Here is a 19997-nt window from a genome sequence, read left to right on the forward strand (position 1 = left end):
CATTACTCTGTAATTGTACCCATAGAGCAAATATTATTCTATTTTTGAATTGAACTAACCAATATTACCTATGCACATTTCATTTACAACTAAAACGGGAGGTCTCTTTCTGGTTGCCTGTTTGCTCACCATATCTTCGCTGCTGGCCCAGGGAATTCGGGGGCGCGTGACCGACAAAAACAGCGGCGCGGCCATACCGGGTGCCACCGTCGTAGTGGTCGGTACCAATACGGGAGCCACAACCGACGCCAACGGTAACTACCAGATTAAGGTTGCCGCGGGCAATTATTCCATTGCCACCAGCTTTGTTGGCTACAAAACGACCACCCAACCCGCCGCAGTGCCCGCCACCGGCGACGTGGAAATCAACACTACCCTGGCCGAATCGACCGATAACCTGAGCGAAGTGGTCATCATTGGCTCACGCGCCGCCACCGCCCGCACCAACGTGCAGACGGTAGCCCCCGTCGACGTGATCACCGCCAAAGAAATGAAAAGTTTCTCGCAGATCGATGTGGGGCAGATTCTGAACTTTGTCGCGCCTTCCTTCAACTCCAACCGCCAAACCGTTGCCGACGGTACCGACCACGTTGACCCCGCTTCGTTGCGTGGCCTGGGTCCCGACCAGGTGCTGGTGCTGGTGAACGGCAAACGCCGCCACACCTCGGCTCTGCTCAACATCAACGGCACGGTAGGTCGCGGCTCGGTGGGTACCGACATGAACGTGATTCCGGTGGCGGCCATCGAGCGCATTGAAGTGCTGCGCGACGGTGCGGCGGCCCAATACGGCTCCGATGCCATTGCGGGCGTGATCAACGTGGTGCTCAAGAAAGATTATACGGGCCTGACGGCTTCGCTCACGGGTGGGCAGAATATGACCAACCTGAGTTATAACGTGCCGGTGCTGGGTGGTGGCTCAAGAAACATCAGCCAAAGTATCACCGACGGACAAGTGCTGCAATTCGACGTCTCGAAAGGGTTCCGGCTGGGGCAGCGGGGCTACCTTACCGTAAGCGGACAGTATAACGACCGGGGCCGGAGCAACCGCAGTGGTTACGACAACGCCCCCACGATCTACCTCGGTGCGTCGGGCGGCTTTCCGGGAACGCCCACGGGGCAGGTACAGAACGATTTCCGCACCAAGCTCATCGCCGACGATGCCACGCTGGTGCAGCAGCGAGGTTATAACCGGCAGAACATGATCATCGGCAACTCGGCGTCGCAAAACGTGGGTGTGTTTATCAACGGCTCATTGCCAGTGGGCAACGTCAGTGAAGTCTATGCCGCCGGTGGCGTAACCTATCGCAAAGGCACGGGCTATGGTAACAACCGGATTCCGGTGTCGCGGGCGCAGCAGCCCCTCACCGCCGACGGGTCATTGTATTACCCAGACGGCTTTTTGCCGGGTATTGGCTCAACCGTGCAGGACCAGTCGCTGATTGCCGGGTTCAAAACCAAACTGGGTTCGCTCACCATGGACCTGAGCAACACCTACGGCCATAATTCATTCGCGTTTTCGGTCTTTAATTCGGGCAATGCGTCGCTACCCAACAACAGCAGCCCCCAAACCACATTCGACGCGGGTAAGCTGAACTTCACGCAGAATACGGTGAACCTTGACTTCTCACGGCTGTTCACAAAGCCGGGTCCGTTCTCGTCGGTCAACCTGGCGTTTGGTGCCGAAGCCCGATTTGAAAACTATGCCATCACGGCGGGTGAACCTAATTCGTACATCGGTGGTGATTTAAAGAAATCAGTACCGGCGGCTCCGTTGCTCATCAGTGGACCCGCCAACGGTACGGCGTTGGCCCTGCCCGGTTCACAGGTGTTTCCAGGTTTCCAGCCCACCGATGCCATCGACAAGTCACGCACGAGCCAGTCGCTCTACGTGGACGTAGAGAGTGAGATCGGTAAGTTGCTGGTTGATCTGGCCGGGCGTTTCGAGAATTACAGCGATTTTGGCTCGACGATCAACGGCAAAGTGGCGGCTCGTTACGGCATTCTGGAAGGTATCAACCTGCGGGCTGCCATCAGCACGGGTTTCCGGGCACCGAGCCTGCACCAGCGCTATTTCCAGAATACCAGTACGCAGTTTGTAAGCGGTAACCCATCCAACACGCTGACAGTAAACAACGAGAACCCCATTGCCCGGACGTTTATTGGCGTAGACGCGCTGAAGCCCGAAACGTCGGTAAACATGACGGTGGGGGCCACGGCCAAATTCGGCAGGTTCTCGGCTACCATTGATGCCTACCAGATCGACATCACCAACCGGATTGTGTATTCGGGGGCGTTTTCGCGGGCGTTGCTGGGCTTTGGGGCCAATGACTACGTAGGCGTAAACAACGTCAACTTCTTCGCCAACGCGGCCAATACCCGTACCCGTGGCATCGACATTGTGCTAAACGAACGGCTGAACGTGGGTAGCGGCACCCTGACGCTGACCGGGGCGGTGAACTTCAACAAAAACGAAGTGACGGCCATCAATTCAACCCCGCTCATCGACGATCCGAAGCAGAACGAAGCCTCTGGCCGCAGCCCGGATCAGTGGTTCCGCACGCTCCTGTTCGACCGGCAGCAACGGTCACGCATTGAGGTGTTTCAGCCCCAGAACAAGCTGAACCTGAGCGCGAGCTACAGCATCGGCAAGTTCGACATTACGGCCAGGACGGTGCGTTTTGGCGAAATCAGATACATCCACAACGTCGACCCAACCGTGAAAAAGGCCGATGGTACCTACTGGAACACCCAGTTTGCCCGCGACGCCGACGGTAACGCCTTCATCGATCAGACATTTAACCCCGTCTGGATTACGGACCTGGTGCTGGGCTACCGCCTCAACAAGATGCTGAACATCTCTATCGGGGCCAACAACATCTTCGACGTCTATCCCGACCAGATCTATATCGACCCCCGCAACGCACCGGGTTCGATTGATTACAACTCGGGTCGCGATGCTTCGAACCGGGGCCGGTTGCTCTATCAGCCCAACCAGGGTGGCTACAATGGCCGCTTTGTCTTCGGCCGCGTTACGGTGTCGTTGTAAAAGGGAGTTTAATGTTTAAGGCTTGACGTTTAATGTTTAATGTCCAACGTCTAAAGTTGCTCCGCGAACTGTGTAGCTCGCGGAGCAACTTTAGACGTTGGACATTAAACATTAAACTTAACTAAGTAGCCGAAACAGCGTGATCATGGCTAGGGTCAGGCCAATAAGCAGCCACGAAATCTGGTCTAGTGGCACGGTAGGCTGGTTGCGATCGGTGCGGCGGAAGGTGCCGTAGATGCTCAGAAACGCCATCGGCATCATCACCGGGGCCAATAAACTAAGAAACGTAGGCACGGGCAGTTGCACTACTGCCGAGGCCACCGATGCCAGTATCGGAAAGAGCAGCAGGGCATTAGCCCGTTGGGGAATCGACTGGCCCACACGACCATAAGGGCCAAATTCACCCGCCAGCCGTTTGAAGACCACGTTGAGCAGGACAAAACTGGCTACCGAAATGCTGATGATCAGCCACGTAGGCAGCCCCAACGTTGCGAAGACAAACCCTGTGTCGCCATAGGTGAAAAAAGGCGCGATAAACAAATAACCGAAAAACGTGAGCAGGCCCTGTAAGCCCATCCAAAGCAGAAACAGGGATACAAAACCCTTGCGCGGCAGGTGGACAGACACCAGCAGACAGATTACCCCCAGTAGCAGCGAAAAAACCGGTCCGGCGGCGGCAATGCCCACAAGTTGATTGGTTGCGCGCCCGGCTGTATTGTAAGCCACAAAATTGTGGTGCAGCTCCGGCTTGAACCCGTACAGGTAGGCGGGCACGTAATGGGCGCATTCGTGCAGCACCGTAGTGAGCAGGCTAGTCAGGATGATCAGCGCAACGGAATTGACAGTCAGGCCACGCGTAGTTACCACAGTGGCAGTGGGGGAATCCAGAGTTTGGTTAGGTAGCATGGTTCAGGTAGGGATTTGACTACCCGAAACATACAAAAAAACAGCCCTAAACTCCCGCGCCTTCCTTCAACCGTTCGGCGTTTTCGGCGATGCGGAGTTGCTCGATGAACTGGGTGATGTCGCCTTCCATGACAGCAGGGAGGTTATACACCGTCAGGCCAATGCGGTGGTCGGTAACACGGCTTTGGGGGTAGTTGTAGGTGCGGATTTTGTCGGACCGGTCGCCGCTGCCCACCATCGTTTTGCGTTGCGAGGCGATGGCGTCGTTGTGGGCTTTGAGCTTGATCTCATACAGCCGCGACCGCAGCACCGTCAGGGCTTTGTCGAAGTTTTTAAGCTGCGATCGCTCATCCTGACACTGCACCACCAGGCCCGTCGGAATGTGCGTAAGCCGCACCGCCGAATACGTTGTGTTTACCGACTGACCACCCGCCCCCGACGAACAGAACGTGTCTTTACGGATGTCGTTCATGTTGATTTCCACGTCAACCTCTTCAGCCTCAGGCAGTACCGCCACGCTGGCGGCTGATGTATGGATGCGTCCCTGCGTTTCGGTGGCGGGTACACGCTGCACCCGGTGCACACCCGACTCGAACTTCATTTTGCCGTAGACGTCTTCACCTTCCACTTCCACCACAATTTCTTTGTACCCCCCCGACGAGCCTTCGGTGAAATCGACAAGGGTCATTTTCCAGCCCATCTTCTCGAAAAAGCGCTGGTACATGCGAAAGATATCGCCCGCAAAAATGGCGGCTTCATCGCCGCCGGTGCCGCCGCGTACCTCCAGAATGATGTTCCGGCTGTCGTTGGGGTCTTTGGGCATCAGCATCTCTTTCAGGATGGCTTCCTGCTCGTCGCGGCGGGGCACCAGTTCATCAAGTTCACCCTTGGCCATGTCGCGGAACTCCTCATCTTTTTCCGTGGCGATCACTTCGCGGGCATTCTCGATTTCGGTCAGCGTCTGGCGGTAGGCCATGTACTGCTGCACAATCTTTTCAAGTTCCTTATATTCTTTGCTCAGCTTCATGAAGCGTTTGGGGTCAGAAACCACCTCGGCCTGCACAATCTGCTGAGCCACTTCGTCAAAGCGTTCGCGTATCGATTCCAATTGCTCAATCATAGCACAAAGATAAGGGGAAGGCAGGGGACCGCGGATGGCGCAGATCAGGCGGATTGGCGCGAATTTTCTGAATTAATCAACGCAGACCGAAATATAAGATCAGCTTGAATCAGTCTGATCTGCGTCATCTGCGGTCCCCTTTCTTTTATACCTTTATAATTCGGGAACTGCCGCCGCGCCGAACGATTCTGGTCTGTGGCGGCGTTAACCTACTGCTTACGTACACTTCCAACTGCGCTGGTTTGCGCCAGTGCCAAACGGGTAAAGCTTCTTATGAGCGACGCCATTAAACACGAGTGCGGCATTGTCCTGCTGCGTCTTCGCAAGCCCTACCAATATTACATCGACAAGTACGGCACCCCCCTCTACGCGGCTAATAAGCTGCTTTTACTGATGGAGAAGCAGGTGAACCGGGGTCAGGATGGGGCAGGCGTAGCCAACATTAAGCTCGACGTGCCGCCCGGCCATCGCTACATCAGCCGCTACCGGTCCGTTGAAAGTCAGCCCGTGGCCGACGTGTTTGGCAAGATCAATAAGAAATTTGCCAAGGCGCTGAAGAAAAATAAAGACAAGGCCAGTGATGCCAAATGGCTCCAGGAAAACGTAGCCTTCACCGGCGAGGTCTGGATGGGCCATCTGCGCTACGGTACCCACGGGGCCAACGACATTGAAAACTGTCACCCCATGCTCCGCCAAAGCAACTGGCGCAGCCGCAACCTGGTTATGGCGGGCAATTTCAACATGACCAACGTCGACGAACTGTTCAACAAGCTCGTTTCACTGGGGCAGCACCCCAAAGACTTTGTCGACACGGTGACGGTGATGGAGAAAATCGGGCATTTTCTGGATGAAGAAAATCAGCGCGTATTCGACCGGTTCAAGGGCATCTACGAAAACCCGGACCTCTCCGACATTATCGAAGACAACCTCGACTTGCAGCGTGTGCTTCACCGCTCGTGCCGCGACTTCGACGGGGGCTATGCCATGGTGGGCATGACCGGTTTTGGCGCCTCCTTTGTGGCCCGCGACCCCGCGGGCATTCGTCCCGCCTATTATTATGCCGATGACGAGGTTGTGGTCGTGGCTTCGGAAAAGCCCGCTATTAAGACAGCGTTCAATATCGAATACTCCGAAATACAGGAAGTTAAGCCCGGCCATGCGCTGATCATCGACAAGTATGGCGAATACGGCGAATACGAGTTTATCAAGCCCATCGAGAAGCGGTCGTGCAGTTTTGAGCGCATTTATTTCTCCCGCGCTACTGACCCCGATATTTACAACGAGCGCAAAAAACTAGGTCGCCTGCTGGTACCGCAGATTCTGGAGGAAGTGAACTACGACCTCGAAAACACGGTCTTCAGCTACATACCGAATACTGCCGAAACCGCCTTTTTCGGTATGGTCGAGGGCATTGAAGAATACCTCGCCAAGCAGCGCAAGAAGGCTATCATGGAGGGCATTTTGTTCGAGAAAGACCTGGAACGGGTACTCTCGTTCCGCCCCCGGATAGAAAAGCTCGTTTCCAAAGACGTTAAGCTCCGCACCTTCATCACCGACGACGCCCACCGCGACGAGATGGTGGCCAACGTCTACGACACGACCTACGAGGTGATCAAAAAGGGCGTTGATACGCTGGTGGTAGTTGATGATTCTATTGTGCGGGGTACCACACTGGAAAAAAGCATCTTACGGATGCTGGACCGGCTGGAACCCAAAAAGATCGTGATTGTGTCGTCGGCCCCGCAGATTCGATTCCCGGACTGCTATGGCATCGACATGTCGAAAGTGAAGGATTTCGTGGCGTTCCGGGCGGTGTTGCAACTGCTCAATGAGCGCGGCCTGAACCACATCGCCGATGAGGTGTATGCGCAGGCGGTAGCGGCTATTGAGTCGGGCAATGCCATGCAGGAGAACTACGTAAAAGCCCTGTTTGCCCCCTTCACCCACGACGAAATTTCGCGCAAAGTAGCCGACATCATCACCCCCCGCCGCAATGACGTGGTAGACCTGAAAGCTGACGTGGCGGTGATTTACCAAACTGTTGAAAACCTGCACATTGCCTGTCCCAACCACTCCGGCGACTGGTATTTCACGGGTAATTACCCCACCCCCGGCGGCAACAAAGTAGTCAACAAGGCCTTTGTCAATTTTATGGAAGGCAAGGTGGTTCGGGCGTATTGATGGTACTTGTCGTCCTGTCAGGGACGTAGGAGCGCAGCGTCGGTAGAGCTAGATGACGAGTTGACAACGAGAAGTCCCGTCATCTAGCTCTACCGACGCTGCGCTATTACGTCCCTGACGGGGCAATTCCTCATTGCTTGATAAACTCCACGCGGCGGTTGTTGGCTTTGCCTTCGGAGGTGGTGTTGGGCATGGCGGGCTGGGTTTCGCCTTTACCGTCGGTGGTGAGGCGGCTGGCGTTGATACCGAATTCGCTACCCAAAGCCGCTTTGACAGCCTCGGCGCGGCGTTTGGAGAGGGTCAGGTTGGTGGCATCGTCGCCGTCGGCATCGGTATGACCCACGATTAGTACGCGCAGGTCGGCGTTTTCGGTGAGCACGTTGGCAATGTCTTTTAACGCACCAAACGATTCGGGTTTGATGGTGGCCTGCCCCACATCGAAGAGGATGCCGCGCGTAACGAACCTGCCTTCGGTGATGAGTTTGTTGCGGGTGTCGGGTGCTCCCACGGCAAGACGCAGGTTGCTGAGGTAATAGCTGTCTGTGGGCCGGTGCATGTCGCCCAGCGCAAACACCACCGAGTTGTAGGCCACGTCGGGCAGGAAGGCGCGGGGCAGATCCCAGATCTTTTCTTCGTTTACGTATACACGTAACCGTTGGCGCTGCCGCCACACCGACACCTTCACCAGATTGCGCCCACCAGCCCAGAACTGGTTTACAATCAAATCGTTGTTCATGATCCGTTCGCCGTTCTCGAACACGTCCATATGGCTGCTGCCGGTTTTGTTGCCCGCCGCCATGGGGTGCAGGCCTAACGAGGTGCCAGTGCCGATGTTATGCTTGAAAACGCCCCAACCGGCAAACTCTTTGGCGGGGTTTTTCAGGGCGGCAAACGTGGTAAGGAGGGACGTGGAATAGAAATTAAACGGATTGGAACAGGCCAAATCAAACTGCAGGGTGAAGTTTTCGGGCAGGTTGCTGATGTATTCGGGCAGGTATTGCCCTTTCTTGCCCAGCGCCAGCCAATGCCCCGGTACCCCCTCGATGGTCACGATCTCGCCCGACCCGGTGGCATTCCATTTGGCCGGAAAATCACCCACGGCGTCCTGCATGAAATCGTCAGCCACCAGTAGCTTTTCGCCCGGCACAAAGTCGAACCGACTGTAGGCGCGGAGCGTGGTGGGTGCCTCTGTAACCGTGCGGCTGTTAGCCGGTCTGGCATAGGTCTCGTCGGTAGAAACGGCCTCAGTGGCGTTCGTTTGGCCGTTTTGGCCCGAATTCTGAGGTTTGGCGGGCTTCTTTTTGAACGCGTTGATGATGCCTTCTTCCACCTTATCCAGCCCGCGGTCTATGCCCTGGTTCACCCGGCTGTTGGCACGGTATTCCACACTACGCTCTACCGCACGGGCAGGGTCGTAGATACGTATCTGGGCGTAACTGCCTGCAGTGAAGAAATAAGTTAAACAAAAATATAGACAAGTAATCGTTCTCATAAGGATCTGTGATCTAATGAATTGTGCTAATTTTATTAAAAGTAAAGGGCATACTGGTAGGGTACACCGTGTGGATGAGTAAGCGGTAGCAGGATGTATCGTCTGGATATTGGTACGCTTTTTGAAGCGTAACATTTCGCGCCTGTCTAAGTTGACAGATTCTATCGACTATCATGCCTGCTCACACCCGTATCCTCTACTGGTTCCGAAATGACCTCCGCCTGCACGACAATGCCGGTTTCGCTGCTGCTTGCCAGGAGGATGTCCAAGTGCTTCCTGTCTACATATTTGATCCCCATGAGTTTCGCGAACTACCCGCGATTGGGGTGAAGAAGACGGGCATTTTTCGCACAAACTTCCTGCTCGAATGCGTAGCCGACCTGCGGAACAACCTACGTAATCGTGGAGCCGAACTGATCATCCGCGTGGGTGATCCCGTCACTATTCTGGCCAACCTGGCCGAAACCATCGACGCGCAGGCTATTTATGCCAGCAAAGAGGTTACATCGGAGGAAACGGACGTGGAATCGGCCCTGTCGAAACGATTGAAGCCACTCAACATCGACCTTGAACTGTTCTGGACCAGCACTCTTTATCACGTGCGGGACCTGCCGTTCGAGATTGCCAAACTGCCCGACATTTTCACTCAGTTTCGGAACCGGGTAGAGAAATACGCACCAGTGCGCGAACTGGTATGCTTTTCTGATGACATCAGCATGATCAGCGACGTTGACCCCGGCGAGATGCCTACGCTGGCCACGTTTGGCTTTCCCGACGCCCTGACTGCCGATGTTCGGGCAGCGGTTCCGTTTGAAGGTGGCGAGACTGTGGCAATGGATCGGCTGGAGCGGTATATCTGGGAAACAGACCTCATCCAAACCTACAAAGACACCCGCAACGGGATGCTGGGCGAAGATTATTCGAGCAAATTCTCGGCCTGGCTGGCACACGGCTGTTTATCGCCCCGGCTGATTTACTATGAGGTAAAGTACTACGAACAGGAACGCGTGGCTAACGACTCGACCTACTGGCTCATTTTCGAGTTGATCTGGCGCGACTTTTTCCGGTTTGTGGCCCTCAAATTCGGTACGCGCCTGTTCAAGCCAAGCGGGATAAAACATGATTTAAACAAACACTGGCGGCGTGATTTCGACCTGTTTCAACGCTGGGCTGAGGGTGAAACGGGTATCCCGTTCATCGACGCCAACATGCGTGAGTTGAAGTACACGGGCTTCATGAGCAACCGGGGGCGGCAGAACGTAGGCAGTTTTCTGGTCAAAGACCTGGGTATCGACTGGACCTGGGGCGCGGCCTATTTTGAGAGTATGCTGGTCGATTATGACCCGTGCAGCAACTGGGGCAACTGGAACTACGTGGCCGGTGTGGGCAATGACCCCCGCGAGGATCGCTACTTCAATATTCTGAGCCAGGCCAGCCGCTATGACGAACGTGGCGAATACGTAAAGCACTGGCTCCCCGAACTAGCCCATGTCCCCGCCGAACGGGTGCACATGGTGTCGACATTAACCCGGCAGCAACAGGCTGATTACGAGGTTGCTTTAGGCGACAATTACCCCATGCCGGTGGTGAATCCCACAAAGTGGGTAAAAAAATAGTGAGCAATGGCAGTAGGCAGTGCTGACGCGAAGCCTGCCTACTGCCATTGTCCACGACTCACTTTTTCGGATACGGCTTATTGCCCCGCGCCCAGAACCACAGAATCTGGTTGGTTTTGGCATCTTCGCCCGTGTCAATGCCCTCTTCGGCCTGCTCCATCGACTCGCGGGCGTACTGTCTGGCCTTGCCGCGCAGGGCCGTCAGCGGCTTGTTCATTTCGTTGAGCGGCACCCGGTTCGGCAGAGCCGTGTAGGAGGCCAGATCAGGCTGGTCAGCGAAGCAATCGAACATGGGCTGGGCGGTGGCATCAATCACGTTCATGGGCGGCAAACCCAAAATTTGTTCAATCGTCCGCAGCATCGACGTCTGGTTGTAGTTGGTCGTAACCGTGCGTTTCAGGCGTGAATACGGACTGATCACAAAGCCCGTGGTTCGGTAGGCCGAGATATGATCCCACCCCGCCTGCGAGTCGTCTTCGGTGATAAAAATAACCGTATTGGCCCCAAACCGGCTTTTTTGAATTGCTTCCACCATGCGTCCGACAGCCAGATCGTTGTCGGCTACCATGGCGCGGGGCGTTGGAAACGCTGGACTCAGGCCCGACGTATGGTCGTTGGGCAATGACATCACCATCAGGTTGGGCCAGGTGTCGCCGGGTTTGGCAGCGGTCTCGTTTAGCTCGCGAATGAAGGCGTCGGCCCGCATTTGGTCGTTGATGATTTCGTCGTCGCAGCCGGGGAAGTTCGGGGCAAGAATGGGCCTTACCCGCGAGATTGTGGTGGTATTGGTATAGGAAAAAGGCTGTCCGGCTTCGCGCAACTGGTAGAGTTTTTGCCAGTTGTACTGCTTCTTGTCGAACTGGCAGGTGCAGGCTTCGCCATAGATGCGAACAGACTTGCCGTGGTCGAGGGCGTTGTTCCAGATCAAACCGTTTTTGTTGTAGACGAGGGCATCGTAAAGCACATGCGGATAGCTCCTGAACCACGCCCGCACGCTCTTTTCAGTGTAGTCCGTCACCATACCCGCGTCGACCCAGTGGTGGCCTTCGGCCGACGATTTTCCGGAGGCATAGTAGTTGTCGAGCAAGACAAACTCCCGCGCCAGCCGGTGCTGATTGGGCGTAGTGCTGTCGCCAAAAACGCAGAGTGAAGGCATGCCGCGACCTTCGGGCATGTCGCCCAGCACCTGGTCATACGTGCGATTTTCTTTGATGATATAAACCACGTGCTTAAACACCGACGGTTCGCCGATGCGCTCCGGCACAGGTCGGGGCCGAACACCGGGACGAGGCAACCGCGCCGCCAGGGCCAGCCGGAATTGCATGCTCGATTGCCGAACGCGCTCGGTATAGATCGGCAATTGGGCGTTGGCTGGCAGGGGGATAACGGAAACCGTCGCCAGTTGTCGGTGAGCGGTATACGCATTCTGGCTGATACGCGGATTGCGCCCCTGACCACCCTGCTCAACGGGTGTTAGCGCACGGGCACCGTTACCTTCTATGTTGCAGACAAACAGTTTGTTATCGAGCAAAGTCAGCCCGGCGGGGTAGGCCTGTGTCGGGATGTACCCCTGCACCCGGCTGGCTGTTTTGGGGGCGGTCAGCGATACTACGGCAACGGCATTGTCAAGGCCGTTCGATACGTAAAGCGTGGTGCCTGCAGAGTCCAACGCGAGGGCGTTGGGGGTGCTGCCCACATACTGCCTGGCCGAATCGAACAGGCCCACGAAGATGGAATCTGTTACCTGCCGTGTCTGCGGATCAATGACAGAGATGTAATCGCTGTTGCCGTTGGCAACGTACACTGTTTTACCGTCGGTACTACTTAAAATGGCGTTTGGGTGCAGCCCGACCTTTATTTCTGCCTCCGCCCGGCCCGTAGCCTGATCAATGACCGACACCGTTCCGCGCGACATGGCCCCCGTTTTTGGGTCAATATAGGCCTGCCCCCAGGGAACGCCCGCCGTTTCGGCTTTGCTGGCCGAATTGGTCGAATCCACGACCGGTACCGGCCCTGCCCAGTTGGTCACGAACGCCCGGCCATTGGCCAGCGCTACGCCGTAGGGAGCCACGCCGACGGGGACAGTCCAGACGGTTTGCCGATCCGACAACCGCACTTTTACGAGTTGGTTGTTGCCGTTCAGCGCGATGTACAAAAATGCTTCGTCGCCTTCCCGCTGCACGGCTACGTCGTTGGGCAGTGCCAGGGGCGAAGGGGCCACGGGCGCAAACGGGATCACGTCTACTGCCTCAATTTTGCCCCCTGCCCAGGTTGCCACCACCACGCCCGACTTACCTTTTTCGCGTTCCGATGCGCCCCAGATCAGGTACGTTTTCTCCCGAAAAACCACCGCTTCGATGCCCGAAAACGTGCTCATCATGCTTCTCGTTGCCGCATGGTCGCGCAGGCTCCACCGGTACGTAATCGTCTGCGTTACCCGGTCCAGCACGGCAAGGCCATACCGATCTTCAATCACGACCAGCTGTGTACCGGGAATAGCCGCTACATCAAGGGCGTGGTTTTCCAGTTTTGGGTCGCCAAACGAAAGGGCTTTTCCCGCCGCGTCGATGGTGCGGTTGTAGGGCATCAGTGCGGGTAGCGAATCGGCCAGGGTGCGGGTGTCGGCAACGACCCGGCGAACCGGCAAGGCCCGGCGATGCAGGGAACGCGTTTTTACCTGCGCCAGCGTGGCTAGCGAAGAGGCAAATAACAAGCTGACTAGTAGGGCTTTGTTGAGTAACATCAGGTAATGTGTTGTGTAGTGGCTAGGCGTCAGCAACCTACTGCGCAATAGCAACCAGCGTGAAGCCAAACCGCGCGAAGTTAATAGCAGAACACATCAGTATCCGGGGTTTTGCACCAGGTAGCCCGGCAGATTCGAGGCACCGTCGATGGCGGTTTGGGGGATGGGGAAGATGCGTTTCTGCTTGTCGGTGTTTGTCTTTTCGGTCCAGGTGCCCTCGTATTTACCAAACCGGATCATATCGGTGCGGCGGAGCATTTCCCAGTAGAACTCGAACCCCCGTTCGCGGAAAAGCAGGTCGAGGTTCATGCTCGTGAGGGCGGGCGGGGGCGTAGTGACCGTGCGCGAAGCCCGGACCGTGTTCACATCGGCGAGGGCCGCGGCGGCATCGTTGCTTTTGCGGAGTTTGGCCTCAGCCCGCATCAGGTAGATATCGGCGAGGCGTACAATCACGATGTCGGCGTCGCCGAGGTTACGGCCGCTCACCGATTTTTTGCTAAACTCATACTTCTCCACCCGGTAGCCCGTGCTGTAGTCGCTGCCCGCCACGGTAAAGTCGATTTTCTCGGTGAAGTTTACCGGCAGCGTGGGTTTGTTGCGGGTGGTGTTGAAGAGCTTACCCACTTTATATTTCCCGTCCGGGCACTTCACAAACGCGCCATTGACCCGAATAAGGCCGTACTGCTGCCCCCGCAAAATGCCCCGGTTGATATTAAACGCCGATTCGGCCACGCACGAGTCGCCAGGGTTGCTGTAGATACTCAGGTTCTGTTTGTAGAAGCGGGGATCAACCGTGGGATCTTTGCCCGCATATGCCGATACCCAACTCTGGTAGAAATCGGGCGTAATGGCCGGACCGTCGGTGCCGTTGGCCCCCACATAGGCCGGTATCGGAAACTGATCGCCCGACAGCGAAAAGTACGCCAGCCGGTTGTGCCCATTTAACTCCGCCCGCTGGTCTACCGCGAAAATCAGTTCCGGGTTGGAATGATTGTCGGAATTGAAGATGGGAAAATAATCTTTCGACAACTGGTACTGCCCCGAATTGATGAGCTTGTCGCAGTATTCCACCACCTTGTCCATGTCTTCGGGCTTATGCGTAAACGTATCAGCGTAGCGGTCACGGTACACGGCGTAGTTGAGGTGCAACCGGGCCAGCAGCCCCCACAAAGCTCCTTTCGAGAGTCGGCCCGGTCCCACCGTCGTGAGCAGGTCGGGTTCTACGGCCAGCATTTCAGCCTTGATGTAGTTGGCCGCTGCCTCGCCGCGCAGGATGTCAGATGTTGCCTGTGGATCGTCTTTCAGGAACGCAATCCCAAACAGGTCCAGCATCACCATGTTGTAGTACGCCCGCATGCCCCGCGCCTCGGCAATGTAAACTTTGCTGGCGGGGTCGTTGATCGTGGGCAGGGTGTTGATGGCCGTAATAGACCGCGAAATGCCCTGCAACAGCAGCAGCCACGTATTCCTGATATTGGGGTCGGTACTTGTGGAAGTATGCTGGTGCAGCGCCAGGTAGATGCCATTATCGCCCCAGTCAGTGCCGCCGCGGTAGGGCAGAATGGCCTCGTCGGTGGATATTTCCTGGAGGGCAAAATAGGTAGTGTGCTGGAAAATGTCCGGCAGCCGGGCGTATACCGGCGCAATGTTGCCATCGGCAGCCTGCTTATCGGTCAACCCCGACACCGAGGCTTCGTCCAGCACTTTTTCGGCCAGATTCGTACAACCAGTAAAGAGTAGCAGGCCAACCCCAGTCAGCGCGCAGATGAGTTTCGTTTTCATGGTCTTGTGGGGGATGGAACGCGGATTTTTATGATCGTTATGATGAAATTAAGATCATAACGATCATAAAAATCCGCGTTCCATCCTTCCCCATTAAAATGTCAGATTCAACCCAAACACAAACGTGCGGGCTTTGGGATAGCTCAGATAATCAATGCCATACGACGAAATGCCGTTGATCGTGCGGTCCGTGTTTACCTCCGGGTCGTAGCCGTTGTAGTTCGTAATCACGAACAGATTCTGGCCCGTAGCCGACAACCGGATACCCGTAATGCCTTTGTTGATGCCAATACGCTTGGGGTTGAGCGTATAGCCCAGGGCGGCGTTGTTCAACCGGAAAAAGCCACCGTCTTTCAGAAAGCGCGTCGACACCGGGGCCGAGTTGTTGATCGACTCGTTGGCGAACTGAATGGCCTCCGGCGTGGTATTAATGCCTTTCGACAGCCTCAGCTTGTAGAAGTTGGCGTTGGCCGTGTTGTCATAGAGCTTATTGCCCGACACTCCGTTGAAGTTCACCGCCAGGTCGAAGCCCCTGTAAGCCAGTGTACCGTTGATGTTGAACTGCTTCGTGGGCAGGGCGCTCCCCGCCGAAATCCGGTCTTTGTCGGTCACGATGCCGTCGCCATCGGCGTCGCGGTAGGTGCTGATGCCCTTGTCGTCGAAACCGGTGAAGTCTTTAAGGAAAAACGTGCCGATGGGCTGGCCGTTTACATACCCGTTTATGGTAGCCGAGGTAAGCCCCGATCCCGTAGCCGACCCCGACGTGATAACCGAATAGGGCGAGTTGCGGACCTCGTTGTTGATGAACGTGATGTTGCCGCCGATGCTAAACCGCAGCCCCTGCCCACTGGTATAGCGGTAGTTCAAATCGACTTCTACGCCCTGATTGGTAATGGTCATGTTGGGCACGTTGGTCCAGTACGTAGACGCAGGCTGCACAGGGTCGGCGGGGATCACTTCCAGCAGAATCTTGCTCGACACCTTACGGAAATAATCGACCGAGCCGTACAGGGCGCCGTTGAAAAAGCCGAAATCAAGCCCCGCGTCGGCCTGACCGGACACTTCCCACTGAATATCGGGGTTGGCCAGGCGCGTGTAGGACGTACCCGCCGGGTAGCTCGTGGTGCCGTCTAGTGGGTAGCTCGTGGTAGGGCCAACCTGCGACGTAAACAGGGCCTGTGTGATCTTGGATGGGATTTCCTGGTTGCCCGTGAGACCATAACCCGCCCGCAGTTTCAGGTCAGAGAACAAACTGCCCTGCATAAACGGCTCTTCAGACAGCCGCCAGCCGACCGATAAGGAAGGAAATACGCCGTATTTATTGTTCGCGCCAAACTTGCTCGACCCGTCGGCGCGAACCGTGGCCGTCAGCAGGTAGCGGTCTTTGTACTGGTAGTTGACCCGCCCGAAAAACGACTGCAATTCATTCTGAATAGCGTAGCCACCAGGCCGGTTGTTGGCCAGCGACAGATCCTGCCCCAGGCCGGGGTTGTAAATCGGTTCGATGGGCGAGATGGGGAATTTGTTCACGCTCCAGCTACGGCCCTGGATGTAGAAATTCTGGTACGAATGCCCCAGCAGCGCCGTCAGGTTGTGGCTGCCAAACCCTTTTGTGTAGGTGAAATAGTTCTCGATCAGCAGGTTGCGATTGGTGAGGTAGATGCTCTCCAGTCGGCCATCCTGCTGCGGCACCGCGTTGGCCAGCGACTGCAGATCGCGCACCGAGTTCGAATTGTCTACACCCAGATTGAGCTTATAGACCAGGTCTTTGGTGAGCTTATACGACGGCGACAGGTTGGCCACAACCCGGTTTATGGTGGTCAAATCTTTCTGCAAGGCCAACGTAATCAGCGGGTTGGTGCCGCCCTGATATTTGTAAGGTGCACCGGTGGCGTCGTAGGCCGGATACGTCGGGTTGGCCGAGATGGCCCCGCCAATGAGGCTCTCGATGGGTGGACGTTCGTTGAGGGTATACGAAGCCGTCAGGTTTACGTCGAGGCTAAGGCGGTCGTCCAGAAATTTCTGGGTGGCATTGATCCGGCCTGTGTAGCGATTGAGTTTGCTATTTTTCAGGATGCCTTCCTGATTCTGCACCCCAAACGAGGCGTAGTAGGTGAGCTTATCGGCCCCGCCGCTAAACGCCAGGTTATAATTCTGGGTAATGGCCTGCCGACTGATTTCCTTCTGCCAGTCGGTGTTGCCTTTCTGGTCGTCGAGCACCCCACCCACGGCCACTACCTGCCTGCGGTATTCGTCGGCCGAAAACACGGCCAGGGGGCGCGTTAGGTTCGAGATACCCACGTTGGCCGAGAGGTTGATGCTCGATGCCCCCGCCTTGCCTTTTTTGGTCGTAATCAGGACCACCCCGTTGGCACCTCGTGCACCGTAAATGGCGGTAGCAGAGGCATCTTTCAGCACGTCGATGGCCTCGATATCCTGCGGGTTGAGGAAGTTCAGCGGGTTGGTGGCCCCACCCGTGCTGGAGTTGTCGAGCGGAATACCATCGAGCACAAACAGGGGTGTGCTGCCTGTGCGCACCCCACCCGGCCCGCGGATGGTGATGCTCTGGGCGCTGCCCGGCTCACCACTCGCCGACGTCACGTTGACGCCTGCCACCTTGCCCTGCAAGAGTTGCTCCGGGGAGTTGATAATGCCGCGGTTGAAGTCGGTGCTCTTGATCGATTTCACTGAGCCGGTCATGTCGCGCTGGGTAGCGGTGCCATAGCCAACCACTACCACCTGCGTCAGCTCTGCCGCCGAGGGCTTCAGCGACACATTGATAGTCGTTTGCGCACCCACTACAATTTCCTGCTGCACAAACCCAATGAAGCCAATCACGAGCGTAGCCGGTTTGTCGTCGGGAATAACGAGGCGGAAATCGCCGTTGGCGTCGGTGGTGGTGCCCTTGCTGGAGCCTTTCAGCAGCACGGTGCAGCCCGCAAGAGCCTCGTTGGTGGTGGCGTCGGTGACACGGCCGCTAACGGTGCGATCAATGACCACAGGTAATACATGCGGGAAGTCTGCCGGATACGGTTTCCCAAAAACGGGTGAGCCCGCAATGGCCAGGCAGCCAACTAGTGTGCACCAGATGGACAAGGCCAGCCGCGGTGCGCTGAACAGATAGAGATGCTTCATAACCGGGTGTTGATTAATGGGGCAAAGGTCTAACTACATACCACCCGACAAACGATCGGCGCAGTATTTAAAAGAATGGTAACAAAGGGGTTGTAATGCGGACTCTGAACGGTTCCACAGAAACAGCTAACGTCTTGAGGCCCAATGCGCAAAGTGTGGGTACCCCGAAAAATACTATTGTTTTCCGCTAGAAGTAAGTGACAGTGTTACGCCAGCGTGAAGACTTGTATATACCATTGCCTACCTAAAGGTGAGTTTGTGCTTATAGTGGTGCAACCGGACCGCGAAATAGTTATATAAAAAAAACCCGGCTTTTTGCTCGATAAAAAAATCCAAACGTCTGCCAGAAGCGTATACCCTCTGCTTCGTCCGAACAAACGGACGGGGCTAACCTGCAAACTAGTTCCTACGATTATGGAAAAACTTAACTTAGTATCTGAGTCACCAAGCCGGGCAGATGGGCTTGGCCGTCGGTCGTTCCTGCGTTACGCGGGCGGTGTGGCCGTGATTGGGAGTGTGCTGGCATCCTGCTCAGCACCCGACGAGGTAGTGTCGAAGACACCCACCAACGACCTGTCGAAATACGCTGGTGCCCGGATAAGCAACGGCATCACGGTTAATCTGGGTTCGGGCGAACTGGGTATTTTGAACTACGCCTATGCCCTGGAGCAGCTCGAAGCAGCCTATTACGAGATGGTCCTGAAAAACCCGTATTCGGGGATGACGGCCTACGAGCGCCAATTGTTCAACGACCTGCGCGCGCATGAGCAAATTCACCGCGACTTTTTCAAAGCAGCCCTGGGTTCTGCAGCTATTCCGGGCCTGACGCCCGATTTCAGCGGCATCAACTTCAACCAGCGTTCGGTGGTAATTGACGTGGCTCGTCAATTCGAAGACACGGGTGTTTCGGCCTATAACGGTGCCGGCAAGTTTCTGCAAACGGAGGCGTATCTGATCACGGCGGGCAAAATTGTGTCGGTAGAGGCGCGTCACGCATCGGTACTGAGCGAACTGCAATTCCCCAACGGCAATGCCTTTGCGGGTGATACCCCAATTGATGGCAATGGCCTTGAGCGTTCGCTGAACCCAGGTGCCGTGCTGGCTAAAGTGGCTCCATTTATCCAGGAAACCATCACATCGGGCTTAATGGCCTAATTGCTCAACCTTTAAAAGAAACATTCAGATGAATCTGCAAAATATCCTTAACGACCTCGAATCTGTCGACGGCGAAATCACAGACCGCCTGGCCCATGTGTCGCGCCGGGGTTTGTTTAGTTCATTAACCCGCAAAGCTGTTGCAGCGGCGGCTCCTATGGTGATGGCTTCGGCCCTAACCAGTGCCTACGGCCAAGGATCAGGTCTGCCCGGCAACGTAGTCGACGTGCTGAATTTTGCCCTGTTGCTGGAATATGCCGAATCGGATTTCTACAACCGGGGTGCTGCCAGTTCATCACTGATGGTACCGATGGAATACCGCGAAATGTTTGCCCAAATTCGTAAGCATGAAAATGCACACGTGCGGCTGCTGAAATCGGTATTGGGTAGCCAGGCCATTGCCATGCCTAGGTTCGACTTCACGGCGGGCGGGGCGTTCCCAGATGTATTCTCGAATTTCCAGACCTACGCGGCTGTGTCACAGGCGTTTGAAGACACGGGTGTTCGCGCCTACAAAGGTCAGGCTGGTAATTTGCGCAATGCCCCCGCTATTTTGGAGGCGGCACTGAATATCCACTCGGTTGAAGCTCGCCACGCTGCCCGTATCCGGATGGTGCGCGGCAACAAGGGCTGGATCAACGACAACCAGGCTACGGGTCTGCCACAGCCTATTTATGATGGTGAAAACACCACGCACCAATTGGGTATTGAGATCATTGGTCTGACGGGTAAATCACGCGCTGAAGTAACCGAAGCGTTTGATGAGCCGCTGTCAAAAGATCAGGTGCTGGCTATTGCCGGCGCATTCCTGGCGAAGTAAT

At 55.9% G+C, this 19997-nt stretch carries 11 protein-coding genes; 5 read left to right on the plus strand and 6 right to left on the minus strand.

Translation table 11 applies throughout. The annotated features are described in order from the left end of the window. The first annotated feature begins 70 nt into the window (after positions 1–70). Entirely contained in the window at positions 71–3046 is a 2976-nt protein-coding gene (locus tag J2I47_RS08945; RefSeq protein ID WP_207364215.1) for a TonB-dependent receptor, read from the plus strand. 117 nt (positions 3047–3163) lie between these two features. Here J2I47_RS08945 and J2I47_RS08950 read toward each other — a convergent pair whose 3' ends face one another. After that, positions 3164–3952, minus strand: a complete 789-nt coding sequence (locus J2I47_RS08950; RefSeq protein ID WP_207364216.1) for a hypothetical protein — start codon at positions 3950–3952, stop codon at positions 3164–3166. A gap of 46 nt (positions 3953–3998) precedes the next feature. After that, positions 3999–5072 (minus strand): peptide chain release factor 1, encoded by a 1074-nt coding sequence (gene prfA, locus J2I47_RS08955; RefSeq protein ID WP_207364217.1) that lies wholly within the window; start codon positions 5070–5072, stop codon positions 3999–4001. 273 nt (positions 5073–5345) lie between these two features. Between prfA and J2I47_RS08960 the strand changes: the two genes are divergently transcribed. After that, a complete protein-coding gene (locus tag J2I47_RS08960; RefSeq protein WP_207364218.1) occupies positions 5346–7253 on the plus strand; it encodes an amidophosphoribosyltransferase in 1908 nt (635 codons plus the stop codon). A gap of 130 nt (positions 7254–7383) precedes the next feature. On the opposite strand, the gene J2I47_RS08965 is transcribed toward J2I47_RS08960, so the two are convergent. Next, the gene (locus tag J2I47_RS08965; protein ID WP_207364219.1) at positions 7384–8745 is read right to left on the minus strand and encodes an OmpA family protein; all 1362 of its coding nucleotides are present in this window, start codon (positions 8743–8745) and stop codon (positions 7384–7386) included. Positions 8746–8918: 173 nt separating this feature from the next. Here J2I47_RS08965 and J2I47_RS08970 point away from each other — a divergent pair, with 173 nt between their 5' ends. After that, on the plus strand, positions 8919–10361 hold the full coding sequence (locus tag J2I47_RS08970; RefSeq protein ID WP_207364220.1) for a DASH family cryptochrome: 1443 nt from the start codon (positions 8919–8921) through the stop codon (positions 10359–10361). Between the two features lie 58 nt (positions 10362–10419). Here J2I47_RS08970 and J2I47_RS08975 read toward each other — a convergent pair whose 3' ends face one another. From J2I47_RS08975 to J2I47_RS08985, 3 genes are all read right to left on the minus strand, one after another. Next, positions 10420–13104 carry a YncE family protein gene (locus tag J2I47_RS08975; protein ID WP_207364221.1) on the minus strand — a complete coding sequence of 895 codons (2685 nt, stop codon included), beginning with the start codon at positions 13102–13104 and terminating at the stop codon, positions 10420–10422. Positions 13105–13200: 96 nt separating this feature from the next. Next, complete coding sequence (locus J2I47_RS08980) at positions 13201–14886, minus strand: RagB/SusD family nutrient uptake outer membrane protein (protein ID WP_207364222.1); 1686 nt, start codon at positions 14884–14886, stop codon at positions 13201–13203. A 93-nt stretch (positions 14887–14979) separates the two neighbouring features. Beyond that, positions 14980–18021, minus strand: coding sequence for a SusC/RagA family TonB-linked outer membrane protein (locus tag J2I47_RS08985; protein WP_207364223.1), 3042 nt, complete (start codon positions 18019–18021; stop codon positions 14980–14982). A 414-nt stretch (positions 18022–18435) separates the two neighbouring features. Between J2I47_RS08985 and J2I47_RS08990 the strand changes: the two genes are divergently transcribed. Both J2I47_RS08990 and J2I47_RS08995 read left to right on the plus strand, forming a co-directional pair. Then, complete coding sequence (locus tag J2I47_RS08990; RefSeq protein ID WP_207364224.1) at positions 18436–19176, plus strand: ferritin-like domain-containing protein; 741 nt, start codon at positions 18436–18438, stop codon at positions 19174–19176. A gap of 28 nt (positions 19177–19204) precedes the next feature. Beyond that, on the plus strand, positions 19205–19996 hold the full coding sequence (locus J2I47_RS08995; RefSeq protein ID WP_207364225.1) for a ferritin-like domain-containing protein: 792 nt from the start codon (positions 19205–19207) through the stop codon (positions 19994–19996). Position 19997: the final 1 nt, after the last annotated feature.

The sequence above is a fragment of the Fibrella rubiginis genome (assembly GCF_017353185.1).
GTDB lineage: Bacteria > Bacteroidota > Bacteroidia > Cytophagales > Spirosomataceae > Fibrella > Fibrella rubiginis.